20 protein-coding genes are annotated in these 26274 nt (G+C 54.8%); 9 read left to right on the top strand and 11 right to left on the bottom strand.

The window, feature by feature from the left end; all coding sequences use genetic code 11:
- Nucleotides 1–245: 245 nt before the first annotated feature.
- The 3 genes from tamL to FRY97_RS02045 all read right to left on the bottom strand — a co-directional run bounded on the left by tamL (nucleotide 246) and on the right by FRY97_RS02045 (nucleotide 8147).
- On the bottom strand, nucleotides 246–2516 hold the full coding sequence (tamL, locus tag FRY97_RS02055; RefSeq protein ID WP_170254460.1) for a translocation and assembly module lipoprotein TamL: 2271 nt from the start codon (nucleotides 2514–2516) through the stop codon (nucleotides 246–248).
- Complete coding sequence (locus tag FRY97_RS02050; protein ID WP_147165757.1) at nucleotides 2509–7467, bottom strand: translocation/assembly module TamB domain-containing protein; 4959 nt, start codon at nucleotides 7465–7467, stop codon at nucleotides 2509–2511. The genes tamL and FRY97_RS02050 overlap by 8 nt, the downstream gene beginning before the upstream one ends.
- A 260-nt stretch (nucleotides 7468–7727) precedes the next feature.
- Entirely contained in the window at nucleotides 7728–8147 is a 420-nt protein-coding gene (locus tag FRY97_RS02045) for a nucleoside-diphosphate kinase (RefSeq protein WP_147165756.1), read from the bottom strand.
- Between the two features lie 216 nt (nucleotides 8148–8363).
- Between FRY97_RS02045 and FRY97_RS02040 the strand changes: the two genes are divergently transcribed.
- The 4 genes from FRY97_RS02040 (at nucleotide 8364) to FRY97_RS02025 (ending at nucleotide 12630) form a co-directional block, all read left to right on the top strand.
- A complete protein-coding gene (locus FRY97_RS02040) occupies nucleotides 8364–9377 on the top strand; it encodes a DHH family phosphoesterase (RefSeq protein ID WP_147165755.1) in 1014 nt (337 codons plus the stop codon).
- A 100-nt stretch (nucleotides 9378–9477) separates the two neighbouring features.
- Nucleotides 9478–10371 (top strand): FKBP-type peptidyl-prolyl cis-trans isomerase, encoded by an 894-nt coding sequence (locus tag FRY97_RS02035; protein ID WP_147165754.1) that lies wholly within the window; start codon nucleotides 9478–9480, stop codon nucleotides 10369–10371.
- Nucleotides 10372–10489: 118 nt separating this feature from the next.
- A protein-coding gene (gene prfB / locus FRY97_RS02030) for a peptide chain release factor 2 (RefSeq protein ID WP_147165753.1) occupies nucleotides 10490–11582 on the top strand; the annotation gives its coding sequence in 2 pieces (ribosomal slippage) (nucleotides 10490–10549 and nucleotides 10551–11582; 1092 coding nt in all).
- A 181-nt stretch (nucleotides 11583–11763) separates the two neighbouring features.
- On the top strand, nucleotides 11764–12630 hold the full coding sequence (locus FRY97_RS02025) for a hypothetical protein (RefSeq protein WP_147165752.1): 867 nt from the start codon (nucleotides 11764–11766) through the stop codon (nucleotides 12628–12630).
- A 489-nt stretch (nucleotides 12631–13119) separates the two neighbouring features.
- On the opposite strand, the gene FRY97_RS02020 is transcribed toward FRY97_RS02025, so the two are convergent.
- Genes FRY97_RS02020 through FRY97_RS02010 form a run of 3 tightly spaced genes read right to left on the bottom strand, consistent with a single transcriptional unit; the run spans nucleotide 13120 to nucleotide 16150 of the window.
- Nucleotides 13120–13947, bottom strand: a complete 828-nt coding sequence (locus tag FRY97_RS02020; RefSeq protein ID WP_147165751.1) for a DUF6438 domain-containing protein — start codon at nucleotides 13945–13947, stop codon at nucleotides 13120–13122.
- Nucleotides 13948–14001: 54 nt separating this feature from the next.
- A complete protein-coding gene (locus tag FRY97_RS02015) occupies nucleotides 14002–15162 on the bottom strand; it encodes a zinc-dependent metalloprotease (RefSeq protein WP_147165750.1) in 1161 nt (386 codons plus the stop codon).
- Complete coding sequence (locus FRY97_RS02010; RefSeq protein WP_147165749.1) at nucleotides 15155–16150, bottom strand: OmpA family protein; 996 nt, start codon at nucleotides 16148–16150, stop codon at nucleotides 15155–15157. Before FRY97_RS02010 ends, FRY97_RS02015 begins: the two co-directional genes overlap by 8 nt.
- Before the next feature lie 151 nt (nucleotides 16151–16301).
- Here FRY97_RS02010 and FRY97_RS02005 point away from each other — a divergent pair, with 151 nt between their 5' ends.
- Nucleotides 16302–16910, top strand: coding sequence for a cohesin domain-containing protein (locus FRY97_RS02005; RefSeq protein WP_147165748.1), 609 nt, complete (start codon nucleotides 16302–16304; stop codon nucleotides 16908–16910).
- 102 nt (nucleotides 16911–17012) lie between these two features.
- Here FRY97_RS02005 and FRY97_RS02000 read toward each other — a convergent pair whose 3' ends face one another.
- Nucleotides 17013–17855 carry a septal ring lytic transglycosylase RlpA family protein gene (locus tag FRY97_RS02000; protein ID WP_147165747.1) on the bottom strand — a complete coding sequence of 281 codons (843 nt, stop codon included), beginning with the start codon at nucleotides 17853–17855 and terminating at the stop codon, nucleotides 17013–17015.
- 293 nt (nucleotides 17856–18148) lie between these two features.
- On the opposite strand from FRY97_RS02000, the gene mnmA reads away from it, so the two are divergent.
- From mnmA to rimM, 3 genes are read left to right on the top strand one after another with little or no spacing between them, the layout of a single operon-like run.
- A complete protein-coding gene (mnmA, locus tag FRY97_RS01995; RefSeq protein ID WP_147165746.1) occupies nucleotides 18149–19264 on the top strand; it encodes a tRNA 2-thiouridine(34) synthase MnmA in 1116 nt (371 codons plus the stop codon).
- Nucleotides 19265–19273: 9 nt separating this feature from the next.
- The gene (locus FRY97_RS01990; protein ID WP_147165745.1) at nucleotides 19274–20074 is read left to right on the top strand and encodes a hypothetical protein; all 801 of its coding nucleotides are present in this window, start codon (nucleotides 19274–19276) and stop codon (nucleotides 20072–20074) included.
- The gene (rimM, locus tag FRY97_RS01985; RefSeq protein ID WP_147165744.1) at nucleotides 20071–20583 is read left to right on the top strand and encodes a ribosome maturation factor RimM; all 513 of its coding nucleotides are present in this window, start codon (nucleotides 20071–20073) and stop codon (nucleotides 20581–20583) included. The genes FRY97_RS01990 and rimM overlap by 4 nt, the downstream gene beginning before the upstream one ends.
- Before the next feature lie 360 nt (nucleotides 20584–20943).
- Here the strand turns inward: rimM and FRY97_RS01980 are convergent, their stop codons facing one another.
- Nucleotides 20944–22803: a T9SS type A sorting domain-containing protein gene (locus FRY97_RS01980; RefSeq protein ID WP_147165743.1), complete on the bottom strand. Its 1860-nt coding sequence runs from the start codon at nucleotides 22801–22803 to the stop codon at nucleotides 20944–20946.
- 334 nt (nucleotides 22804–23137) lie between these two features.
- Here FRY97_RS01980 and FRY97_RS01975 point away from each other — a divergent pair, with 334 nt between their 5' ends.
- Nucleotides 23138–24043: a glycosyltransferase family 2 protein gene (locus FRY97_RS01975; protein ID WP_147165742.1), complete on the top strand. Its 906-nt coding sequence runs from the start codon at nucleotides 23138–23140 to the stop codon at nucleotides 24041–24043.
- Nucleotides 24044–24049: 6 nt separating this feature from the next.
- On the opposite strand, the gene FRY97_RS01970 is transcribed toward FRY97_RS01975, so the two are convergent.
- The 3 genes from FRY97_RS01970 to FRY97_RS01960 all read right to left on the bottom strand — a co-directional run bounded on the left by FRY97_RS01970 (nucleotide 24050) and on the right by FRY97_RS01960 (nucleotide 26140).
- The gene (locus FRY97_RS01970) at nucleotides 24050–24424 is read right to left on the bottom strand and encodes a DUF1573 domain-containing protein (RefSeq protein WP_147165741.1); all 375 of its coding nucleotides are present in this window, start codon (nucleotides 24422–24424) and stop codon (nucleotides 24050–24052) included.
- A gap of 9 nt (nucleotides 24425–24433) precedes the next feature.
- Complete coding sequence (locus FRY97_RS01965) at nucleotides 24434–24898, bottom strand: DUF2452 domain-containing protein (protein ID WP_147165740.1); 465 nt, start codon at nucleotides 24896–24898, stop codon at nucleotides 24434–24436.
- 198 nt (nucleotides 24899–25096) lie between these two features.
- Nucleotides 25097–26140 (bottom strand): hypothetical protein, encoded by a 1044-nt coding sequence (locus tag FRY97_RS01960; protein WP_147165739.1) that lies wholly within the window; start codon nucleotides 26138–26140, stop codon nucleotides 25097–25099.
- Between the last annotated feature and the right edge of the window lie 134 nt (nucleotides 26141–26274).

Raw genomic sequence — 26274 nt, 5'->3', positions numbered from 1 at the left:
AATGGCTGCCGATAGCGCTGGGGATGCCCCCCCGATATGCGGCTGCTGTTTGGTTGGCCTGCTCATGCCCTTGCTCGCTTTGCTAAAGATTATTTCAGCGGATTATTCCGGCAATGATACTAAAAAATAACGGTTTGACGGATGTGTTCCGACATAACAACAGCACGAGCCAGAGAATTGCTTAGCCGGGAGCAACTATTTCTGCACGGAATTGATTGGCTATAGCGTTGCCCCCCTTTTTGGCGCTAAAACGGATAGCCCAGCGCCAAGTTGAAAACCAGGTTTTGGGCCCTCCAGCTTGCGCGGCGCGGCGCCATTTCGTCAAATACCCAGCGTTGCCCTGCTGGGCGGTAAGGTTTCCTGAATGGCGCAGCGATATCCATGCGGAGGACGAAGTAGGTTACATCCAGCCTTAGCCCGGCCCCTCCGCCCACTGCGATTTGCTCCGGGAAGCGGCTCCAGTTGAATACAGCCTCTGGCTCGCTTCCTTGTGCCAGCCAGATGTTGCCTGCATCTACAAAAAGGCCCCCCTTGAGGTAACTGAACAGCGGGAAGCGGTACTCTATATTGGCTTCCAGCTTTATGTCCCCGGTCTGGTCCTGAAAATTGCCGGCATCTAATGCTTCGACGGGGGTCGCCCCGGGCCCTAATGCCCGGATTTGCCAGGCCCTTATGCTGTTGCTCCCCCCCACGAAAAACTGCCGGATGTACGGGATGGCAGAGGCATTGCCATAGGGCAGGGCTGCTCCTATGTTCAGCCGTGCTGCCCATTCGTCTTTGCGGCCAAACCAATGCTGTGTAATGGTGCCTTCTGCCCTGAAAAACTGTGCAAAGGGCAAGCCCAACAGCTCAAAAGGGGCGTCTTGTGGGCCGGAAGCCGCACGCCTTGCCAGAAAAGCCAGATTGCCAGCAGGCTCTACCACTGCATTCATGCGCAGGTAGTTTTGGCGTTTCCCGGGCTCCTCTTCACTGTAGCTGTACTCAAATTGGGTGCTCAGGATGAGGTTGTTCTGAAAACTGGCTTGCAGCCTGGGCGTTGCGGCAAGGCGCTCATCAAAGGCAGGGGTACTGCTCAGTAAATTGGTCTGTGTGAGCTGAAATGGCAGCCAGCGGTACCGGTGCAGGCGGCCAGGCTGCCATTCGTAGGCCCAGCTGCCAGAAGCTGAAAAGACCGAGAAGAACCCGGTCCGCCGCTGAAAGTCTGCTTGTACGCTAGCGGTGGTTTTGGCTTGCCAGGCTTGCTCTGTCCCCAATAAGCCAAAAGGGGCGATAAGCCCGGGCCAGGAAAGGCCAGCCCGAGCGCTCAGGTTGATGCTGTTGATGAAGTCTACTTCCTGCCCAAGCTGTGTGGCCGCATTGGCCGAGCCCCTGAGCTGTAGCTGCTCCGCATTGCCAAACAGGTTGCGGTGGGTATAGTCTAGGCTCAGCCCTGCGTTAATGGAGCTGCTTGCCGTGCTCAAGGTGCTGGCTTCAAGCTCTGCGGAAAAATCCTGCGGCAAGCCAGGGGTTAGGTAAAAGTAGCGGTCTACTAGCAGGCTGTCCCCTGCTCTCCGGGTATCGTATTTAAGGTTGGCAAATTTATAAGGGCCCAGGCCTAGCAGGCGGTTCAGCGATTTCTGTTGCAGGGGCTGCCTGAACAGTGTTTGCTCTCTTTGCAGGACAGAACGCGCGATGGCCTGGCTGCTCACAAACTGCTGTTGCTGTATGAAGATTAGCCCATCGTGGTACGTAGTATCTGCGCCGCTACTTTCTTCTCCCAGCTGGTAGGTAGGGAATATATAGGTGCGCCCAAGGTAGTGTTTTTGAAAAGGCTGGCCTTGCGGGGGAGGGGATAACCGAAGGCTTACGATAGCGCTCTGCTGCCCAGGGAGGGTATCTACGTAGTAAAAAAACTGTTGGCGGCTAAGCCCAAAGAAGCCCGCATCTTGCCCGGCAGCAGCCAATTGCTCTCGGGTGGCGTTCAGGTCTCTTATGCGATATGGGCGGCCAGGCTGTAGGGGGACTTCCGAGCGCATGGCCAACAGCAGTTGGGATATGGCTCGGGTATCGGTAGGCCAGCTGACAGAATCCACCCTATACCTAGGGCCGGGGTAGAGCTGATAACTGACTTCTACACGGGCTTTTCGGACGGCAGTGTCCATCTGTGCTTCGGCTTGAAGGAACCCTTCGTCCTGCATCCATTTTTCTAGCCTCAGCCGGTCTAGCTCTGCCCGGTCGGGGTCAAAAGTAACAGGCGGTTGACCGAGCTTCTCGCGTATCCATTTGCCTATGCCCTTTTTCTTGTCGTGAAAAGCGTTGTGGATACCGAGCCTAGGGTAGGTGCCCAAGAAAGCTGCATTGGGGGATTGCCTCAGCTGTGCGGCAGCTTCCCCCTCATTCAGGCCCTTGGCAGGGGCTGCTGTCTGTATGCCCACTCCGGTCAGCAACAGCTCTCCTTCTGAAAGCCGGCGGGCCGGTTGGCAAGCAAAGAGGAGGCTCGCTGCCAGTAAAGCTATAAAAATCTGCTTCTCAGTCATGGCGCTCAGGATTTGAACTGCGGGCAGTGTCTTGGGCAGGGCTGCCAAACGATTTGCGGAACAGCAGGCTGGCGCCAGTCCGGGTGCCATTGGTGAAAATATCGTAGCCGGGGCGGCGGAACACCCGCAAGCGGTAGCGCCCATCTTCCGTAATCCTGTATTCGAGCAGGAAATCGCCCGCGAGCACAGTCTGCTGGCCAGAGGCTTGGCTTTCGCTCACCCCCACGTTGCCGCCAACCTCCACGGAGATGCGGTCGTTGAACAGCTGCTTGGACAAGCCGAGGTTGAGCTCGGTAATGGTCTCCCCAGAGCTGATGCCCCCAGTATTGTAAGAGTCGATGCCAACGTTGAGGTCGACACCGTCTACGTATTGTTCGGCCAGCCGGTTGAGCTGATTGGTCAACATACTGCTGACGCTGGACAGGGCGATGTTCTCCCCAGCAGCGGCCAGGCTGCCGTCGCTTTGCCCGCCTAAAAAGGCATTGAAGAGCAGCAGCCCAAAAACCTGTTTGTTCAGCTCTGTCTCTTCATCTGCCAGCTGGTTGAATTTCTGTTGTATCAGCTCAGCCAGGTTGCCTGATACCTTTTCGCCTGCGCTCAGGCTGAAGTGTATCTCAGGTGCTTCCAATGTGCCGGTCATGGCCATTCTTACCGCAACAGGCTGCCGACGCCTCGCAGCTTGCTCCTGGTCCGCAGTCAGGGTGGCTTCTTGCTGTAGGATAGGCAGGACGGGCGCCTCCGTCCGGTAAATGGCGGCGAGGTCAAAGCGTGCCCCAAGCGGGTCGCCTGGCAGAAAAATGGTGCCGCCCGGGGCAACCTCAAATTTCCTTTTCACCAGGCCTTCATAGTTGAGCTGGTAGCTGCCTTTTGTGATTTCAATTGTGCCGGTGGTGCTCAGGTTGCCATTGGGCAGGAGCTCCACTTGTATGTTGGCTTTCCCTCGTGCGGTAAGCTGATCTCCGGTAGCGGGGTCGATGATGGCTATGATTTCTGCTTCTGGCGTCAGGTTCAGCTGTAGGGAGATGTTATAGCCAGCAGGGGCTATCTGATAAAGGCTATCCGCGGTGGCGGCTTCACGTATTTCCGGGTTGCCAAAAATGATGTAGTCCTCTTGGGTGACGGCTTCGGCTTCGGTAAGCGGGAGTACCGTAAGCTTGGTGCCTGGCATGGTGGTCGCTTGGATGTCGATCCTCAAGTCATCTGGGCTGCCGGACAAGCGGGCGGTCGTGCCCAGCTGTATTTTGCCAAAAAACAGGTCGTTGTCTGCTGCCTGAGTGTTCATGACCTGGAAGTTAGGAGCGTCGAACAGGAGGTTTAGCCTAAACTGTGAGAATGCTTGATGGGCAATGTCTCCGCTAAGGGAAGCCCGCTGCCCGGTTTCATCAACCAAAGGGACACGGCCCAGGAGGATTTGCCCGGGCTGGAAATTGATCTGGTGCTGTGGGATGGTGAAACGGGCCTGCAGGTAATCTATAAAGGTAGACAGGCTATCGGCTGATACGGTGCCTGTGACCTGTGGCAGGGCCTCGCCCGCAGGGGCAAGCTTGAGGTCGGCGCTTAGGTACCCCCTGCTGTCCCGTATGCTGCCCTGGGCAAAGAAATCGAACGGGCTGACCGGCATACGGTCAGCTTTGATTGTGCCGTTAGCCTGGCTGGTGTTGAGGTCATATTCCAAGTTGGCTATCAAACGGGCCTGGCTGCCGGACTGCAGCTTGGCCATCGCATTTATTCGGTTGCCTTTAGTGTCCGGCGCCCCTTTCAGCGTCAGGTCCCCTAGCTTCACCTTGTCAAGTGTCAGGTCGTAAATGCCGAGGTCAGCCCGGTAAGGCTGAAGGCTGTCGGCAGGGCTCACCGTTGCGCTCCCGTTCAGTTTCCCGCTAAGGTATCCAGCCTCGAGCCCAATGGCCTGGGAGAGCTCTTGCAAGCGGAAATCTTCGAAAAAGAGCCCTAGCGGGGGGATGGGCATTTCGGTGCTTGCACTATCGCTTTGGAGGGTGACGCGGTTGCCGTTCCGGGCTATCCCTACTTGGTGAGCATACAAGTAGCCTGGCCCAAACAGCAGGCTGTGGCGCTCCGGGATCTGCCACTCTTTGCCATTGAGGAAAAACGGAGGGCTTAGCCGGAGTTGGAACAAACTGTCTACCGCTTTTACATACATACCTGCTCTAAGCCTAGGGGGGGCGTCAGCAGGGCCGACAGAAAAAGCCCCAAATAAGCTGTCCCGGAGTAGTTCGCCCCCTATGCGGAGCTGTTGCGCTAATGTTGTGGTGTCTTGCCAGACTTTTTCTGCACTCAGCAGCTGCCTAATGCCCGCTGTGTCGCCATATACTGCCCAAGCCACGGTGTCAGCTTTGAAAAGGCCATATTGCAATGCTTCAACCGATAGCTCGGCATTGAGCAGCCTGGCCTCGCTGTCAAACCGAGCCTGAAAGGCGGCCCCTGCGGGCAGGCGGAGGGCAGGAAGGAAAAGGTCTGTAAAGGCCTGCGTATCTTTGAGCTTGATGCTGGCCTCGAAAGCTTGTGCAGGCAGGGGGAGGGTATCTGATTTGACATCCTGCCCTAGCAGCCGGCCGAGCGGGAAAAAAGTATCGGCAAAAGCCATCAAGTGCTTTGGGAAAACCCCCAGTTCGTAGCTGCCGGATAGGGTTGCGTCTGCAAAGGGGGAGGAAAGGCGTATCTCTCCGGGCTGTGAACCTTCCGGAGCCTGGGCTTGTAAGGCGATACGGTCTGCAACGAGTTGCTTTTCCTCCTGCACCAAGCGTAGCCCAAGCAGGAGCGCCTGCCCGTTAAGGTCATCGGGGTGGAGCCCTTGAATGTTGACAGATGGGCTGACAGACAAGGCAAGGGGGGCAGGGTAGAGGTTGAGCTGCTGCATATCAAGGTAGCGGATTTCCCCTTCAAGGGCTATGGCTGGCATAAGGGAGTCCGATCGGTATTGTCCAGTAAGGCTGAGGTCTGCAAGCGGATCGTCAGCAGAGATGCTTCCTTCGTAAACGCCTTGCGCTGCTTTGGCGCGTATTTGCAAGCCCCGATAAGTGTAGCCGTTGTATCCTGCCTGCTGAACATCCAGCTGCAGGTTGGCAATAAGGTTGTCGGGGGATGCCCCTGACCCTTCGAATCGGGCATTTAGGCTAACCTCCCCAAGTGTGGGGGCAGCAAGCACTTGCCCCAGGTTGAAGGAGGGCACGTTGAGGGAGCCGGAGTAGGCTATTGGGCCTACAAAGGACAAAGACAGGCTTGGCGCCAACTGGCCGGCGGCTGTTTGGAGCGAGCCATCGATAAAAATACTATCAGCATTGCCCTTGATGAGCCCAGACCAGTTTAAGGGGCCCATGCGCTCCAGCTCTGTTATTGTACCGATGAAAGGGCGTAGGTCTTCGGCTGAGCTTTGCAGGGCCTGGCATTGAAAGGCGTAGGCCAAAGGGCGGTTCTGTGAAGGGATATCCAGTTTTACCTGCCCCAGTAGGGAAGTTGAAGCTGCGGTTTTTAGCTCCAAAACCGGAATGTCCAGCTTTTCTAGGCTTCCTCTGAGCGTGGCGCTGAAGGCAAATCGCCCCCATTGCACAAGGCTATCTGGCAGGGCCCCTTTTTGCAACAGCGGCTTCAGCAGTGCAAAGTCTCCCTCTGCCCGTGTTTCCCCCTCATAAGATAGGAGGCCTGCCTGTGCAGGCGCGCTCACCTGGCCGGAAAGGTTTAGCGCAAATGCTTTCCCCGCCTGAGCGCTCACCTTGCCCTTGATCTGTGCAAGGCTACCGTTCAGGGTGGCTGTGCTGTTGATGGCCCAGTCTTTTTCATTGGAGATCACCGGCAAGGCCCCTGCCCAGTAGCTAAGGTCTTGGCGTGCAAGGGTGAGCTGAGGGACATCAAGAGACAGCCCAGTATTTGGCTTGAGGGCAGATAGGGCGTTTAGGTCATCAAATGAAAGGCTGGCGGTAGAGGGGGCCAGGCTAGAGTATGGCGTAGCGAACTGCAGCTTGGCCAGTTGGGCCGATTGAGGAGTAAGGTTTGCCTGAAAGCTCAGAGCCCTGAGCTCGAAGCCGTTCTGTTCGCGGAAAGCAAGCTGGGTAAGGCCTGCAGACAGCTGGGCCGAAGACCAGGATAATCCTTCGCCTTTTAGCGACAGCTCCTCCAGATGGATATGGGCTGGGTCGAAATTACCATAGGGCAAAGGAGGGCTCCCGAAGTCATCGAATGCTACGCTGAGGTTGGCCCATTCCATTTGCCCCAATGAGATATCCCATCCGGTGTAGGGCCAGGAAAAACCAGTAGCTTGCGCCTGGGCAGGCGTTTCTGCCACGCTCGGTTCTGACCTGACTTTGACTTCGAGGTAGCTGTCAGACCATAAGAGGTCACGGATAGCTATGGTTTGTTGCTCCAGGTCAAATGACTGGGCCTGTAGTTCCAGCTGCCCAATTTGGCTATAGTAGTAAGCTTCCTGCAGGCTGTCTGCGAAGGACAAGCGGATATCTCGGAGGGAAATATCCTTGAGGCCGATGGCCCACGGGGAAGTTTGGGCAGTAGTATCTGTGGGGGCATCAGATGCAAAGGCATCAACCAAGAATTGGTAGTTGAAGGTAGCATCAGTGCGGTTGTTGTAGACCCGCGCACGAGCATTGGATAGCGCGATATTGTCAACTGTGATCTGCTGTTGTAGAGGGGCGAAGAGGCTGAGCTGTACTTGCAGCCGGCCAGCATAGAGCAAGGTATCACCTTGTAAGTCTTCCAAGTAGAGGCCTTCCAGGGTCAGCTGGTTGAAAAAATCAATGTAAACCCGGTCGAGCGAGAACGGTGTGCCGAGCTTGTGCGAGAGGTAGCTGGCCGTTTCCCGGGCAATACGGTTTTGGACAGCAGGCAGCTGAAGAGCGCCCCAGAGCACAGCCAAGAGGATGAGCAGGGCCGCGAGCATGCGCCAGGTCCATTTCCACAATAAATGCAAGCGTTGGTTGGGCAAGGCGATGATGGTTGTTGTGCTGTTCAGGTTACGGAGCTAAGCGTGTGTCTGGGCCTTTTAACTAGTTGTTAGCCAGTTGTTTATGATTATGTAGAGCTATAGGGTAGGGGCTGTCGATAGTTATACAGGCTCAAGACTGCTCTAAGATAGGAACGGATGGGCAATCGGAGATGTTTGCGGGCAGTATAAAAAAACGCCAACCGGCAAATTTGCCAGTTGGCGCTTGTGCTGCATGCCCTTCTGGGTGGTGCAGCGGTTCGTTAGAACATTTCAGTAGCCGCGAAGTGGAAGCTGGCTTCCCGGGCTGCATTCTCGTCAGAGTCTGCGCCGTGTACTGCATTTTCGCCTATGCTCTTGGCATAAAGGGCACGGATAGTGCCTGGCGCAGCTTCAGCCGGGTTGGTAGCGCCGATCAGGGTGCGGAAATCTTCCACGGCGTTGTCTTTTTCAAGGACAGCCGCTACGATGGGGCCAGAAGACATGAACTCAACGAGTTCGCCATAGAAAGGGCGCTCCTTGTGCACTTCGTAAAACTCACCGGCTTTTTCAGTAGACAGCTTGGTCAGCTTCATGGCAACGATGCGGAAACCTGCGTCGTTGATTTTTGCAAGGATACCTCCGATATGCCCGGCTTTGACTGCGTCCGGCTTGATCATGGTGAAAGTTCTGTTTCCAGCCATTTTTTTGTTTTTTCTGGTTTTTAAAAAGCGCTGCAAAAGTAAGGAAAGCACTGTAAACCTGTGAACGGGCAACCTTATATTTTGGTTAAATTCACTTTTTTTGTCAACTTCGCGGACAAGCAGCGGGCAAGTGCTGCCAATTTGCCCTTGCCGGGGTGCTGCCGTCCTATTTATTTCAGACCAAAATACCCTCCCGGCCATAGCTTTTACCATCATATGGATAACATAAACGACCTGAAAGCGCTCTTGGGAACACCGCGCGATATTGTAATCACTACGCACAGGAACCCTGATGGCGATGCAATGGGCTCTTCTTTGGGCCTGTATCATTTTCTGAACAAGGGCGGGCATACCGTGCGGGTCATTACGCCTTCCGAATACCCTGAGGCCTTCGCTTGGATGCCCGATGCAGAGCGGATTACCATCTATGACTTAGACCCGGAGTACTCCGAAGAGCTGGTCGGCCGGGCCGACCTGATTTTTTGCCTGGATTTCAATGCCCTCGACCGCATTGACAAACTGGGGGAGCTGGTGGGGCCGGCTAAAGCCGAAAAGGTCATGATCGACCACCACCTGTACCCCGAAGGCTTCGCTGACTTTGTGCTTTCGGACACCTCCGCAAGCTCCACCTGCGAGCTGGTCTTTGATTTTGTCCACCTGCTGGGGCAGGAGCAGGAGCTGGATGATGTCATAGGCGCTTGCCTGTTTACGGGCATCATTACCGATACGGGCTCTTTCCGCTACAGCACTTCACCCAAGCTGTACCGTACGGTGGCCAATCTGGTAGAGCTGGGAGTTGATGATTACAAGGTGCAGGACTACATCAATAACAGCCTGCGCGAAAAGCACCTCAAGCTCCTTGGGCACTGCCTCAACAACCGAATGGAGATTTTGCCGGAGTACCACACCGGCATCATTTACCTGACAAAGAAGGATTACGAAGACTTCGATATTCAGCGTGGGGATACAGAGGGGATCGTCAACTATCTGCTGAAAGTCAAAGAAGTTAAAATGGCTGCTTTTATTACCGAGCAGCCGACGATCGTCAAGATTTCGCTGAGGTCTAAAGGCGACTTTTCTGTTCAGGAGATCGCACGTAAACACTTTAAGGGCGGGGGGCATCAAAATGCCTCTGGCGGCTTTTCTTTTCAGCCGCTGGAGGTGACGCTCAAGAGGTTCAAAGCGCTGTTGCCGCAGTACAAATCCAAATTGGAGGCGACTACCGTTTAGCACAGGTGAAAATGTAAAGGAAGCACCTTACCTTTGCCTGGCCTGCACAGGCAGCCACAACAGAATCGTATTCATCATATCTCAATTCAATAAATCCTTTATGAGAATCCAACATTTGCTCGTTCTGATCGCAGCCTTGGCTGTGGTTTCCTGCCAAAAGGAAGCATCCCGGCAAACTACTGCAAGCGGTTACGAGTATGTCGTACACACCGATAACGGTGGCCAAAAACCTATCCCAGGCGATTATGTCACCTTCCATGCGCAAATGCGCAACCAAGACTCCGTAGTCATCAGCAGCCGGGAGTCTGGCCAGGCCCCCTCTATGCAAATACCCGTAAACGACCTGCCCGGGCGCAACCCTTCCCCTGTTGAAGAGGTCCTGCGTCTGATTGGGGTCGGAGATAGCGCTACGGTCTTTATCAGGATAGATACGATGCCTAATAAACCGATGGGCTTCAAAGATTCAGATGAGATCATCTACGATTTGGTCCTGACCAAAATACAGTCGGCAGACGATTACATGGCAGAACAAAAAGAGAAGCAGGCCGCAATGGAAGCGGAAGCTGCTGTGGTCCGTGAGCGTGCTCCGGAGGTGGAAGCTATGGCTCAGGAGACCCTCGCCGCCTACAAAGCAGGAAGCTTGGAAGGCGAACTGCAGACTACCCCTTCAGGGCTGAAGTACATCATCCACGAGCAGGGCAGCGGCGCACAGGCTGAAGCGGGCAAGCTGGTAGGCGTACATTACTATGGCGCGCTGACTTCCGATGGCTCTAAATTTGACGGCTCTTTCTCCCGCGGCAACCCTATCGAGTTCCCACTTGGGCAGGGCCGTGTGATCCCAGGCTGGGACGAGGGCATCGCATTGTTGAAAGAAGGCGCGAAAGCTACTTTGTTCATCCCATCCGATCTGGCTTATGGAGCAGCAGGGTCGCCGCCGCGCATCCCCGCGAACGCTGAACTGATGTTTTACGTTGAATTGGTCAGCGCTAAGTAAGCGCTTTCATCCGGATAAGCACAACAGGCTGGTAAGGGGAAGCCCGCACCAGCTTTCATTTCTAATAACTATTGTGGAAAGCCCTCGGCTTTCCCAAACCAAGACAGAAGGCAATATCATGACAGCAGATCAACTTAAGGAGCTGCAGGACCGCCTGGCTGGTTTGCGGAGGTATCTTTGACGTCGATAGACGGCTACTCGAAATCGAAGACAAAGAACAGCAAACTATGAATCCCAATTTTTGGGATGACCCCAAGCGGGCTGAAGCGATTCAGAAAGAAATCAAAAGCCACAAAAAGTGGGTGGCGGCTTTTCAGGAGCTAGAGACTACAATCGAAGACCTGGAAGTCGTCTATGAATTTTTAAAGGAAGGGGAGGGGACAGAAGCCGAAGTGGACGACCGCTTCGCCAACGCTACAGCTGCGCTGGAAGACTTGGAGTTCCGGTCTACCCTAAACAAACAAAAAGACGAGCTGAGCGCCATCCTGGAAATCAACGCAGGGGCCGGCGGTACAGAGGCCAACGACTGGGCGGAAATGCTGCAGCGCATGTACATCATGTGGGCCGAGCGCAAAGGATACAAAATCTCCGAGCTCAACCGGCAAGATGGAGATGTCGCCGGCATCAAGTCTTGTGCATTGGAGATTGATGGCGATTTTGCCTATGGCCTGTTGAAAGGGGAGAACGGCGTACACCGGCTGGTAAGGATCAGCCCTTACAACTCACAGGGCAAGCGCATGACCTCCTTCGCATCCGTTTTTGTGCACCCTATGATCGATGACCGCATCGAAGTAGAGGTCAATCCTGCAGACTTGGACTGGGACACCTTCAGATCGAGCGGTGCCGGAGGGCAGCACGTCAATAAAACGGAGTCAGCCGTGCGGGTGCGCCACCTGCCTAGCGGGATTGTGGTCGAGTGTCAGCAGGAACGATCTCAGCACATGAACCGGGAGAAAGCCCTGCAGATGCTCAAAAGCCGCCTGTACGAACGGGAGCTTGAACGTCAGATGGCAGAAAAAGATAAGGTAGAAGCTGGTAAGATGAAGAACGAGTGGGGCGCGCAAATCCGTTCCTATGTGCTTGACGACCGCAGGGTCAAAGATCATCGGACCAATTATCAGACCTCGCAGACAGACGCCGTGCTCGACGGCGACCTGGACGAATTCCTTAAGGCGTTCTTGATGAATGGCCCCGTAGAGGGGAAAGCATAAGCGCTCCAAACATGCGCTAAGCTTCGCTTTGGGGGTGCTCGTGCAGGGCACCCCCAATTTTCGCTCCGCTCTGCCCGCTATATGTGCTGTTCTCACTCGTTCAAACAATACGCAGTGCTCAAGCTCGCGTTATTAAGGGAAAAAGATGCAGCCAAAGCGTTCAACAATAGTATTCAGAATTTTGCAGTGGTCTGCGGCAGCCGTGCTGTTGGGCCGCGCTTGGCAGCATTTGTACTGGGATGCCCCCTACCGGACGCTCTTTTGGGATCAAGAATGGATGGAAGGCCCTGTGCGCTGGCTTTTGGGCGTAGATTGGGCCACTTACGCGACCTCGCCGGCTACTGACCTTTTCGTGCAGTGGGCCGTATGGGGCACTGGGCTATTCTATTTGCTGGGCGCGTTGTCGGCAGCCTTTATCCATAAAGCTGGGGCAGCAGGCCGGTCTGTTTTGTACCTGAGCAGCATCAGCTTGTTATTTTTGGCTGGGCTGTACTGCAAAGAGAAGTTCTTTTTTGCCGGCCAATTTTTTGAGTACACCTTGCAGTTCGCTTCACCAGCCTTATTGGCATGGGCGGCTGCCCGCACAGCACGTTTGGAGGAGGCCCCGATACGTTGGGCGCTGGCTATCGGTATTGCCCTGACTTTTACCTGTCACGGGCTGTACGCCTTCGGGTACTACCCCCGGCCCGGGCAGTTTGTGTTCATGACCATGAGCATTTTGGGGGTAGACGACAATACCGCGGTGCAGTTTTTAATCGTTGCAGGCGCGCTGGATTTTGTGTTGAGCGCTTTCATCTTCCTGCCTGCGAAATGGGCCCGCCCTTTTGTTGGCTATGCAGTGTTGTGGGGCTTGGCTACGACATTGGCCCGGCCGCTAGCTTATGCACAGGTAGCGGCTTGGGATACGGTCTTATTGCAATGGCTGCACGAAGCGGTTATGCGGGCGCCACATTTCCTCCTCCCCCTTGCGCTGTTGTTAATCGTCGGACAGCAATCGCCGAGCTTGCCCCGTCCTTTGCAATTGGCGTTGCGGCCTGACCGGGCCTAGCGCTTTTCGATAGCCCCTAATGAGAATGGAGCCAACCTGATTGCCGTTTTTTTTTTGTCCTGCCCCTGCTGCACAATGTGATGGGGCCTGCCCCTGCCTCGCGGCAGGTGCCGCTATGCTCCGGGGCTCGCTATCCGCTCGGCCCTAACGGGCTTGACACCCCTGCGCAGCGCTAGTCCGGTGCCACCCTGAAGCCCTAGTGTCTCAACCCACAAATCCTTGACACCCCAAGTTTCGTTCTTTTCCGCCTACTCTTCGTTAAAGAACCACCCCTTTAGCTCGGGCTAAAGGAGCGAACCTTCGCCTTGGTTAGCCGGGAAATAACTTCAGCTTAAGTATCAGAGATTTATGACTTAAGGCACTAGTATTTGCCCTTCAATGATGAGGATGCTATTTTGACGTGCTCCGCCTCAGCAAAACAGCCACATTTTCACCTTGCCTGCCGCATAAGCCCGAGCTCCTGACCGGGAGGGCTAAGCACAGCAGCACCTATCTGCTGCCGCCTGTTTTCCCGGAAGGGGCCGCCTTCTGCTCTGGAGCCTCCGGCTTTTCGCTTTTGGGGGCTTCTTCGCCCAAATCCTCATAAATCTTCTTGTTGAACTCAGCACTGAGCACCGCCTCGTCCATCCGCACCTGGCCCAGCATTTCCTCCGGGCTGATCAGGCTGTCATCAAACGAAAAGATGGCGAAATCCGTATCCGGCAAAAAGCGGCGGTAGCTCATCTCGTAAGCCGTGTAGCCTGAGGCCCATTCTTCCGGGTCGGTGCCGCCTTGCAGCTCTACCAACAGCTGATTGGGGATGAGGTAGTCTGGCTGTTGGGCAGCTGCGGGCTCCTTCAGTATCCAGCCATCAGTCAGTGCCAACTGGTCTAGTTGAGTTTCCAGCCATTTCACAGCATTCGGGCGTATCTCCTTGCCTGCTACGGTCTTTTGGCGGCCATTTTCGTGGTAGGTGATGGACACGCTTTGCATATCCGGGATGTGCCCCCGGTAGGTATCCCTATATTGCCAAAGGTTGGCACGCTTGAACTCGCTCAGGAGCTTTTCCATCTCGCCTTTTTCCAGCTTGCGCACATAGGTGCCCAGGCGCTCTGTATGCATTTCCCCCTTATAGCTGGCGATGCCATTGTCGTAAACCGTCAGCGTAAATACCGGGCACCTGCCGTAACAAGGGCCTTTAGACATAGAAATGACAGGCGCTAACTTGCTCAGGCTGACGCTGGCTGGCGACCCGCAGCCCTGAAATGCCAAGGCGAGCGCCATTACTGCCAAGAAGGCCATCAATTTCCCGGGGGGGAGGAAGTGTTGATTTCGCATTAGGATGTAGTTTGGTTAAATGGACAGAGGAATGGCTGCAGGCTGCGCATGGGATTACCGGGCAATAATAAGCTTTTTGAAGAGCATTTTATTCCTATACGATATTTTTATATAACAAATGCCAGCGCTGGCAGGCACTGTTTCTGTGCCCAGCCTTGCTGTGCCACGGCCTCTTTGCCGATGAAGTAAACGGCCGTCAGGGGCGAAAATTGTAATGGCCCACGGCTGATCATCCGGAAAGCTGATTGTACAGCCTGCTGTTGAAGGGTTAGGGTAAACTTGGACACCTGCTGTCCAATTTTCTTCTTGCGTGCTTACCGGGCTGCAATCGGCACCTAGCAGCCCCGGCCGGAAAGCAGCGGCCGAAGCATGCATTTGGCTGGTTTGGCCAGGAGTGAAGAGCGCCAGGCAGGCATCGTCTGTAAAATTCATAAAATTGAGGTAGAGGTCTGCTGTCCCACAGGAGCTTAGGGGGAAGGGGGGGCAGAGCCCTTGGTAAGTATCGGCCTGTAGGGGCGTGTCCACAATGCCGTCATCCTCGTTACAGTCAAAATTATTGGCACCGGGGCCCCAGAGGTGCCTGAGGCCTAGGTAATGCCCCACTTCATGGGTACAGGTCTTGCCCAAGTGATAGGGGGGGGCTACCGTCCCCAAGCGGCCAAAATATTGGGGGGGGATAAACACGCCGTCTTCCAGTGGCTTGTCTGCTGCTTCCCAAGGGAAGGTGGCGCTGCCCAGGGTGCCGTCCCCTCTGCCAGAAACCCAGATATTGAGCACCTGCTCTGGCATGATAGCGTCCTGCCCGCCCAGCTCAGCATAGCAAACCCTCCTTTTCCCGTTTTGGAAAACAGAGGCAATGCCTTCAACAGAGGTATAAGTCCGGGTAATGCCAACCAGGCAAAATTGAATTTGGCTATCGTGGACCAACGGCTGGAAAAACGAAGGGACATCGAAATCTGCTGCAGCCTGCCCGCTGAAGTCTTCATTGAGCACTTCAATCTGGGAATGGATTTGAGCATCGCTGATGTTCTCCTCGGGGGAGTGCCATACCACATGCACTACGACGGGGAGCAGCAGCTCATCTGCTGGCCCCCGGGCTGGCAAAGGATGGGGCAGATGGGCATCTGCCATACAGCGGGCCTGCCCGGCTGCTGTATTGAGGGCAAAAGCCATCCCAATGGCCCCGAGCAGCAAGGCCAGGGGGGCTTTACTCATTGCTCAGGAATTCGTACACTTCATCCAGCTTTGGGGAGATCACAATTTCAGTACGCCGGTTCTGTGCTTTTCCGCTTGCCGTCTGATTGGATGCTACAGGCACGTGCTCGCCCCGGCCCGCAGCGGTAAGCCTTTCGGCCTGAACGCCGTTCTGGGTCAGGATCTGGGTAACGGCTACGGCCCGCTCTGTGCTCAATTTCCAGTTGGCCAGGGCGCCACCGTCGGCATCGGTATGGCCTTCTACGAGGATGTCAATGTCTGGGTTGTTCTTCAGTGCATTGGCTAGTTGGCGGAGGGCCTCCTGCCCCGCTTGGTCAATCCGGGTGCTGCCGCTGGGGAACAAAAGGTCAGCGCTCAGAGAAAGGTACAGTTTGCCGCCCCGCTGTTCCACAGAAAGCCCACGGTTGGAAAACTGATCGACCAAGTCGTTCAGGCTATTGCGGACATTGGCCATGTTGTCGCCTTTTTCGCCCAGCATTTGCTCCAGCTCTGTAATGCGGGCTTCTTTCTGCCGCAAACTGCCTTGCATGCCGGAATAGTCGTACTCCATTGCCGTGAGGCGGTTGGCTTTCTGGTAAAGCTCATATTCGAGCCCTTCGAGCTTCTCCTGGCTCTGGTCCAGGTAGTTCTGTTGGCTGGAGAGCTGCTTCTGCAGATTGGTCTTTTCGTAGGCGGTGGTTTCATCAAGTTCATTGCGCTCTTGCGCCAGCTGGTTGATCTGTTCTACGGCATTTTGGTAGCTGCGGTAAAGGCTTTGGTTGGTCACCACGTACTCCTCCAGCTCTAGGCGGGTGTTCCTCACCTCTATTTCCAGTTGCCGTTTTTCCTCCGCCAGTTTGTTGTATTCGTTTTGGAGTGAATCTACTGCTTGTGCCTCCTGCTCGTAATAGGCTTTGAGGTCTTCCATTTCCTGGAATTCCTTTTTGGTTACACAGCTGGTAAGGGCCACTGCGGGCAATAGGAAAGACAGAAGGTATCGCTTGATCATTGGTGTTAGGATTTTTTGTGGGGCAACAAGCTTTGAATCCGAATGGACAAAGCCCTGCACAAGGTAATAAGTTATTCCTATTTGCGAAAGCAGCAGGGGCTCGCGCGGTCGGCAATTTCGGCAAGGATTCCTACCTTTGGGCAAAAAGTATATGAACCGGATTTTCTTTTGGGCCCTGTTGTTGAACCTAAGTGTGATGTCTTGCCAAGCTGAGCCCTCTGGAGAGGGGAAAAGCGGGGCAGAGGAAAAAGCTGCGCCCGTTGCTGAGGCGCCGGCAGTGGATGAAAACACCCCGGCTGTAGAGTCTTCAGCGTTTTACACCCCGCCTATCAGCAATGCTGTCCTCCAACTGGCTTTCGCCGAAACGGTGGCCAAGGCCGGCGGTACGGTATGTGTAGACCTGAAAGCTACACAGTTCACCCGCCTGCTTTCCATGCAATACACGGTAGCCTGGGACCCCGCAGTGCTTAAGCTCAAAGAGGTGGCCAACTTTGGCCTCCCTTACCTCAGTGGGCAAAATTTTGGCGCAACACGGGCAGCAGAGGGCGTCATGCCTGTAGTCTGGATCGACAATGCCCTAAAAGGGACGACTATCCCCGATGGCAGTACATTGTATGCTGTTTGTTTTGAGGTGATCGGCAAAGCCGGCCAGGTCAGCCCTTTGCAGATTGTAGACAGCCCTACCGCGATAGAAGTGGTCAACCTCGATGAAGAGCTCGTGAGCTTGCAGCCACAGGCCGGGCAGGTAAGCGTAGAATAGCTGCGCATTGAGCGCAAAAGAGGGGGCAAGGCTTTCGCGCTGCCCCCTCTTTTACCCTAAGGCTTCCTAACCCATCTTGAACGAGAGGCTGGCCTAGCACATCTAGGGCTTGGGGTTGTTGTACTCAATGGTGTTGAGGTCTACCACAAAGCCTTTGATTTTGTGTTTCTTTTGGAGGTTCTTGCGGTAATTGCTGGCTGCAGCTTCCGACTCGAATGGGCCGAGCATGATTTTATAGATGGGGATCGTACCGGCATCCTCTATGCTGATGAGGACGTTGTCGAACCACTTGCCCTGCAGGTCTGCTACTTGCTTAAAGACGTTTTCGTAGTTGGTCAGGGACGCCACCTGCACAGCAAAGCCTGTTTGCCCGGGCTGCTCGATAGAAACCTTGTACAAGCCATACTTCTGGTATTCCTTGCCGACAAGCTTGGGGGCGGGGGCTTCCCCTTTGTCTTGGGTATCCGCCGCTATTGCTGTCGCCTTTTTGGCAGGTTTAGCCACTTCAGCGGTAGCTGCTGCTTGGTTTTTAGCGGCAACAGTGGGCTCTTTAGTTTTTTGGCTTTTGTTGGCTACTTCAGTTTTTGGGGCACTGCCCACAATCTCTACTTTGACCTCCGTCAGCCCGTCCCGGATCAGCCCTATTTTTTCGGCGGCAGCCCGGGAAAGGTCAATGATACGCCCCCTTTTGTATGGCCCCTTATCGGTCACTTTTACTACCACAGAGCGGTTGTCATCGAGGCGGGTGACCTTGAGCATGGTGCCGAAAGGGTGCTGCCGGTGTGCGGCAGTCAGCTGTTTTTTGTCGTACTTGACGCCATAAGCGGTCTCATTGCCGTGGAAGCTGTCGTGGTAATAAGAGGCTACGCCAAATTCCTCCTGTGCCAATAGGGTAGAGGCAGTCAGTAGCAGGGCCAGGGTCAAAAATCGGATGGGAAATTTCATATCACTTGCTGTTTTTAGGCAGCCGCCGAGCCGTTAGGGGCAAGGGGCTCCATGAAGAAATGAATGCGCAGTTCAAGAACGAATCTTTTAACAGTGTCATTTCAAATATAGCACAAAATTGTATTCCGGAGGGCGTGTCTGTGCCCTTGTGTGGCATCAAGAGGTACAGCGGCCTGATTTACAGGCCGGATACTTCCGGTCCGGCTAAACTATTCGAAGGCTAAATTTGTACTTTTGTACGGTTAAAGCGGAGCGATGACAAGCGCTCTGCCAAATGTGAAGAATTTACAAACATGAGTAAGCACGGAAGAGTATTGGTGGCCATGAGCGGAGGGATCGACAGCACGGTCACCGCTATGATGATGCACGACATGGGGTATGAGGTGGTAGGCATTACCATGAAAACTTGGGACTACGCCAACTCCGGAGGGTCGAAAAAGGAAACGGGCTGTTGCAGCCTCGATTCCATCAACGATGCCCGGGAGGTAGCCGTGAAGGTCGGTTTCCATCACTTTATCATAGATATCCGGGAGGAGTTCGGTGATTATGTCATCGATAATTTTGTGGACGAATACCTGGCGGGGCGTACCCCCAACCCTTGTGTGCTCTGCAATACGCACATCAAATGGAACGCCCTGCTGAAACGGGCTGATGCGCTCGACTGCGAATTCATAGCCACGGGGCATTACGCCCTCATCAATCAGGGCGGTGGTCGGCATTACATCAGCAAAGCCAAGGATGAGCACAAAGATCAGTCTTACGTGCTTTGGGGGCTCAGTCAGGAATGCCTACAGCGCAGCCGTTTCCCGCTCGGCCCTTACACCAAGCCTGAAGTCCGTCAAATGGCTGCAGACTGGGGGTATACGGAGCTGTCTAAGAAGGCTGAGAGCTATGAAATCTGTTTTGTGCCGGACAATGACTATCGTGGGTTCCTCAAGCGCCGGGTAGATGGCCTGGAGGAGCGGGTCAGCGGTGGGCAATTTGTCAATACGAGCGGGGAGGTCATCGGCACTCACAAAGGTTATCCTTTTTATACGATTGGCCAGCGCAAAGGGCTAGGCGTAGCCTTTGGGCAACCGATGTTCGTGACCGAAATCAAGCCGGAAACGAATACGGTGGTGCTGGGCACTCAAGACGAGCTCATCCGCAATGGCATGCAGGTGGGGCAGGTCAACCACATGAAGTACGAGCGCATTCCCGATGGGCTCGAAGCGGTGACCCGCATCCGCTATAAGGACCAAGGGGCGATGAGCCAGCTTACGAACATGGGCAATAATGTACAGGTCGACTTTTATGCTAATGTGCAGGGGGTCGCGCCCGGGCAGTCAGCTGTTTTTTATGAAGGCGACGATGTGGTGGGTGGTGGTATCATCCACGGCAGCTTCATGGACGGGCTCCGGCAAAACTAACACATAGGTATGTTGCGCCACTTCTTTTTGTTTTTGCCCTTGTGTACCCTGCTCTGTTGCGAAAGCTTGCGGGAAACGGAGGCTGTCAGCCCTGACCTTGGCCTCAGTTATTTCCCGTTGGCAACGGGCAATGTTTGGGAATATCGGGTTGATTCCATTGTGTGGTTCCCGGGGCAGGGGCAGGCCAACCGGGACAGCACCTCGACTTTTATACGGGAAGTGGTGGCCGACTCGCTCGAAAGCCCTTCTGGAGAGGTCCTTTACCGGGTGGAGCGCTACCAAAGAGCAGCAGATACTTTGCCCTGGGCGCCTATTTCTTCTTTTTTGCTTTCACAAAATGAGCAACAAGCCTTGCGCACCGAAGGCAACCTCAGGATGCTGGAACTCACCTTCCCGCCTCGGCCAGGTGCCCGCTGGCCCTTCCATCTCTACTTCGATGAGTATACCTTAGTGGATGTAGCAGGGGAGGCGCTGCCTTTGTTCGTGGGGCTGGAACTACAGGTTGTAGATGATCAACGGGCTTATGCACTGCCAGATACGGTGCTGCAGGAGGTAGTCGCAGTGGAGGAGGCCGCCTTGGACGTATCCGACCGGGAGCTGAGGCAGTACCGGGCTCAATATGCAAGAGGGATCGGGCTGGTACAGCGGGAAGTGGCTATGCTTTTCAGCACTTGCGTAACTTGCTGCGATACCGATGGCAACAATACCTATGATATCAACGATGATGTAGATTGCGGGGCATTGCCCTGGCCGGAGCGCGCAGAGCGTGGGTTTACGTTCCGGCAGCAGTTGTTAAAATTCGAGCAATGAGCCAGGGAGGAACAGAGTTTGTAAAGGTCGGCCGGTTTGGGAAGACCCACGGGCACGAAGGTGGGATACGGGTACAGGTAGCGGAAGCTTACGAGCAAGCACTGCTCAATGCGACCGTGCTTTTTGCTACCGTTGGGGGCCACCCTGCGCCCTTTTTCCTAGAGAAGACGCTGCTCTCGAACCCTTTGGTCCTTAAGTTTGAAGACATAGGGAAAAAAGAAGAAGCCCAGCCACTGATCGGGCAGGACATCCTGATGCGGAGTACAGATCTCGAACTAGAGGAGGCCGAAGATTTCCACCTGCTGGAAGGGTTCATACTGGATGAAGCAAGCACTGGCGAAATTGGGCCCATCATCAGGATAGAGGAGTACCCGCAGCAGATTATGGCCACGGTCAGGTATGGGGAGCGCGAAGTCCTTGTCCCGCTGCATGAAGCTTTCATCGAAGCCATTGACCCAGAAGGTAAGCGGGTGCTTATGGACCTGCCCGAAGGCTTGCTTGAGCTATAGCTTCTTGGGCGTAGGCCAAAATGTCGCTGGCGATTATGTTTTTCGGGCTTTAGCTTGGCATTGGCCTAGTGCCTCAAGCCATAAATCCTTGCCACCCCAAGTTTCGTTCTTTTCCGCCTACTCTTCGTTAAAGAACCGCTCCTTTAGCTCGGGCTAAAGGAGCGAACCTTAGCCTTGATTAGCCGGAAAATAACTTCAACTTAAGTATCAGAGGTTTATGACTTAAGGCACTAGCGCTGCGCAGGGGTGGCAAGCCCGACAGGGCCGAGCGGATAGCGAGCCCCGGAGCATAGCGGCACCTGCCCGCTGGCAGGGGCAGGCCCCATATTAACGGCAAAAAACGGGAATCTGGTTTGCGCCCTATAGCTTTACCACCTTGGTGCTCCATAGGGCTTTCCCTTCTTCCAAGAATTTGACATAGTACACCCCGCTTGGCAGCTGCTGCAGGTTGATTTGCGTCGTGTTCTCCCCCCGGTTTAAGTTTTGGTCTTGTTCAAATACCGGTCGCCCACGGACATCAAACACCCCGATCCGTGTTTTACCTTTGTAGTTGCTCTTTACCCTGACCGCGCAGATGTGCTGCCCAGGGGGCTGTAGGAGCTCAAATTGAAGCACAGGGCGCAGCAGGCGGGTTGTACACGGCGGGCTCATCTCTACTCCGCCCTCTGTGTCCAACAGTTTAACCCGGTAGCGGAGCTCCTCTTCTGGGAAAACATCTTGGTCAAGGAAGAGGTAGGAAGCGGCTTCCTTGCCTTTGCCAATGGGGGCAAGGCTTTTGATTTTTTGGTAGGGCCCTCCATTGATCGACCGCTCTACTTCATACCCTAGTACTTTGCGCTCGTACGCAACCTCCCAAGTCAGCTCTACCCGGTTGGTGTAAGGCTCCGTAGTCAGTTTTACCCTGCTGGGCACTACCTTGGGCGTACGCCCTTGTACCCAAATGCCATAGGATTTGGGCGGCACCTGTATGTGTACCCGCTCGTAGGTGCCGTTTGCGCTGTCTGCCGGCTCGATGGTAAGCCGGGGAGCGAGGGCGAGCCCTGTCACGTCCTCAAAAAAATCTCCTGGCTGGGCATGTGCCGCATTGATGTGCTGCCAGAGGTCCAAAGTATCTGCCCCAAAATTGATAGCGACAACCACATCTTTGCTGCCCTTGGGGTATTTGCTTTTCCCCGCCGGGGTAGCAGCCCCATCAAGCTGGAAAACCAAGGCTCGGGTGGAGTCGCCCTGCAGATACGCTGAGCGTCGGCCAGATGCCCGGGCATTGAGGTACTCTACGGAAGTGGCGTTGAAGATGTACTGCTGATGAATACTGATCAATTGGTTGATGTGCTGCTGCAGTGCAGGCTTATCGAGGAATTCTGCCAGCTCTGCATCTGCGCCGTAGTAATCGCCGTAGTAAATGCTGGGCAAGCCAATTTGGTTATTGGTGAGCAGGTAGGCATAGGCAAGCAGAGGGTCTTGCATAAGGTCGTCTGCATCGCCCATTTTCCCGTTCTGGTTTTTATAGATAGGATGGTTGGCGAGGGTGACCACATGATAACCAGAAAGGGCGTGCGCATCGCGCAGGCTGCGCTCGAAAACCAGCCTTGCGTCGAAAGTGCTGTCGGCTGAAGCCCGGCGGAGGGCCTCCCGCAGTTCATAATCATAGACCCTGGGCGAAACGGTAGAAGCACTGTCGCGCAGTTCGGCCAGAGTGCTGATGAGCCATTTAGGCAGGTTTCTGCTGCCGGAGGGCTGTCCGGCTTCAACGATCAACAGCCCTGGCGTGAGGGCTTGGCGTTCTAGCTCGCGGGCCAGGCTGGCAAATGCTGAGGGGGAAGGCCGGGCGGCCCCAAATGTAAAATCGGTTACGCCAAGGCTATCCCGGAAGGCTGTCAGGTAGCTGGCCAGGCGGGATAGGGAATCGGAAGGGGGTTTGGCTTGTGCTACTGGCAGTAGCCCCTGCTGTTCCAGGCTGCGCAGAAAACTCTTGACCTCAGGAGGGGAAGAGGGGGCAAGGTTGGGGAGCCAGATGGCAGTGAAGCCGGCGTGCGTCAGCTCTGGCGCCTGATTGGCCATCTTGTCCAGCCAGAAACTGAGCGTGGCTGAATCCGGCAAGCTGCCGGGCTCATCCTCCGGACAGTTCCAATAGCAGCCCTGCAGCAGGAAGTCTTGGGCCTGCAGGCCAGTGTGGGCAGCCAGGGCAAGCAATAAAAGAAGGAGGCGTGGTGTTTTCATGATGACCGGTTGTTGCTGGCTTTTTGCCAGGCCAGCTTCTGCTCAAAAGCGTTTTGGATGATGGGCTTGCTAAGTACCGCCCGAGGCTTAGGGCATGGCCTTCCCCTTTGCCTGGGCTGGATATAAGTTTTTTGAGGAAGGCAGGCAGCCGCACTGTGTTTTTTTGGCCAGCTTGCTGGGCTTCAGTAGCCTGGTATAAGCGAAAAAGTGTCCCGCTGTCTAGCGGGATAGACCGATTGCTAAAGTCCCAATACGCTCTTAAAGTTAAGGGCTATGCCCGGAGCTGGCAAGTTTAATCCTGTGGGAATTCTAAAGGATTGCCTAATTTTCGAAGATGGAGAAGGAAGCATGGCAGAAAGGCATCAGCGTGCTGGTGCCGGTTTACAATTATGACGTCCGTACTTTTTTGTGCGGGCTGCGCGATCAGGCAACATCTTGCCCTTTCCCTGTGGAGGTTTTTGCGCTGGATGACGGCTCTGGCGAACACTGGAAAGCCATCAACAGCGATATGCGGGCTGAAAAGGGCATCCGCTGGGAGGAGCTGCCTGCCAATGTGGGCCGTTCCCGTATCCGCAACATCATGGCGCAGCGGGCCAGCTGCCCTTACCTATTGTTCCTGGATGGGGATGGGGGGCTTGCCCGTACCGACTTCCTGCAGTGCTATGCTGCCCACCTCCAACCGGCAGCTGTCCTTTACGGCGGCCGGGTTTATGAGCGCGAGCCACCTGCAGACCCGGCGCTGCTCTTCCACTGGCGCTATGGGGCAGAGCGGGAGTCTATGTCAGTGGCGGCCCGCAAAGCCCGGCCATACCATGCATTTATGACCAATAATTTTCTCATCCCCAGGGATATAGCCCTGCGCTTCCCATTTGATGAGTCTCTTGAGGGCTATGGCCATGAGGATACGCGTTTTGGGGCACAGCTCAGAGACGCAGGGATAGCGGTCATTCACCTCGACAACCCCGTGGCCCATTTGGGGCTTGAGCCGGCAGCGGTGTTCTTGGAGAAGACCAGGCAGGGGGTGGCTAACCTTAGAAAGCTCATTGGCCGGGGAGAGCGGGTGTCTACCCGTTTGTCCAACCTGGGGGCAAAGGTAGAAAGCTGGGGCGCTGGCCGCCTTTCAGCAGCCGTGCTAAAAATATTGGAGCCTTCGCTTGAGCGGTGGCTGTGCACCGGCAGGGCCCCGATGTGGGCATTTGATCTGTACAAGCTTGGCCTTTGGCTCAATACCCGCTTTTGAGCAGGGCTATTCTACAAACCCGGAGATGAAGAGCAGTTCTGCCTTCCGCTGCCGGCTGAAGTAGACTTTTATCTTTTTGCGGAAGTAGCCAACATCCCTGGCATCATAAGTAATGCGTATTGAGCCCTCTCCCCCCGGAGGGATAGCTGCCGCTGCCCATTCCGGGGAAGTACAGCCGCAGGAGGGGCGGACATTGTCGATGCGCAGGGTATCGGTAGAGGTATTGGTGAAATAGAAGTCGTGAGTGGCTGGTTGCAAGTGCAGGATATCGCCCAAGTCGGCCTCGGTGGTATCCCTCCAGGCGACAACCTGTGCCTCAACTGGGGTAGAGCGGGCGGTAGCCAATAGCGACAGGAAACAAAAGGCAAAGAGCGCTTTCATAGGCAGTATTTAACCTTCATCATGCATACGGAGCACATCCCAAGTGTGGTCGGCCAGCATTTCCACCGTAGCGATGAAGCGGTAAGGAGGGTTAGGCCCCCATTCTTCCGGGCTGACCATGGAAAGGACATATTCTTCTGCCCCTTTTCGCTCATAAAGGTGGTAGGTGAAGCCAATGAGCGGCTCGAAGTTCATCTGGGCATTATAAATCTGCTCCGATACCACGATGCGGTCCTGAATCTTCTGGGCTTGCTCGGCCAGCAGCTCAATCTGCTTTTTGATCTGGCCGAGCTGCATATCGGTCTGCTTGTACATAGCCTTGACCGCCCGCCCTTTGACCTTGCCTTTGTCTATGGGCCTGATTTCTACCCCGCCAACTGTATGTGCATACGGCAGGTTGTGAGGGGATGCTGCGATCTTATCTGGGTCGATGGGGTTGATGATAGATTCCCGGGCCTGTTTTTCCTTATCCATAAATCAAATGTGACGAATTTTGTGCGGCATCAGGTACAGAGGGGGTTGTGGTTGGGCGGCCTGTACTCGTGCCAGCTCATATACCTCAATGAATAGCCACAGGGCCGGAATTGTTCAATGGTTGGAAAAGTAAAAGCCGGTGCCTTTCAAAAGAGAGGCACCGGCTTTCATCACGATTTTAGTAGTTGCTGTACTGCACTATTTCAGCTGAATGGAGGTCGCTCCAGCAAGATGGCCTTTGTTGTACACTTCGATTTCGTAATTGCCTTCTTGGAACGCCTGGCTTGGTGCCCATACCATGCAGATGCGCTGCTCGTCCTGGTCATAATCAACATCCTTTGCCATAGTGAAGCGGATTTGGTCGCCGCTGGCGTTGTTGACGAATACGCCAGAGCCCATAGACTCGACCGCTAGGGTTTCACCAAGCGGGTTCAGGATACGGATAAGGAACTCTTCTGTCCCGGGCTCTGCTACCTGATTGGCTGTAGTGGTAAAGCAAACCTGCAGTTGATCTACGCTTTTTGCACTTTTACGGGAAGTCGTCTTCCCGTTATTGCGGATTTTCAGCCCTTCCGCTTCTACGTTAGCGACTTTCACCACAGAGGCGATGTTTACCTTGCGGGCCAATCGGGCACGGTCGGCCTCAAGGGCTTCTTTCTCGCTCACCAGGGCAGCGCGGGCAGAAGAAAGCTCCATATTGCGGCTGCGTGCAGAGTCCAGGTTGTTGTAAAGTTGGTTGTTCTCCTCGCTCAGCTGTGTAGTGCGCACGGTCAGCTCTTCGTTTTCCTGCCGCAGCTGATTGATCTCTGCCAGGTATTGCTCAACCTGTGCGGTGAGCCCTTTGATCTCCTTTCGGGCTTTGCCAAGGTTGCGGCTGTCGCGCAGGAGCACATCAATACGGTCTTTGGATTCCTTGAGCTCATTTTTCTGTGCATCTATGAGGGCATTCAGCTCTTCGTTGCTGCCGCGCAGCTCTTCCAGCTCAGAAAGCGCTTCGTAATACTGCTTTTCAACTTCCGCCTTGAGCTGTTCGGATTCATCCAGCTGATAAGTCAGGCTGTCGTTGGTTTTATTTTTATTGACCAGGTTGATCACCAATACAATGCAGACGATTGACAAAATGGCGATAGTGGCAATAGCTGCGATTTTCAGTTTCTGCTGGCCATCGTCCTTTTTTGCTGGCCCAGGGTTCTGTCCAGGGGTTGGTCCTGAAGGAGTAGGGTTGGAAGGAGTGGTTGCCATGTTTGAGTGGTTTGGTTAGTAGTGTTTAGTAAGGATGCCTTTTGGCGCCCATTGCTGATTGGGCCGAGATGGGGCACAAAGCTGTAGGCTGCAGAAAAGACACGGCAATAACGGATGCTTTGTCGCGGGTATTG

It is taken from the genome of Phaeodactylibacter luteus (assembly GCF_007993045.1).
Taxonomy (GTDB): Bacteria; Bacteroidota; Bacteroidia; order Chitinophagales; family Saprospiraceae; genus Phaeodactylibacter; species Phaeodactylibacter luteus.
This window is presented reverse-complemented; position numbering and strand designations above follow the sequence as displayed.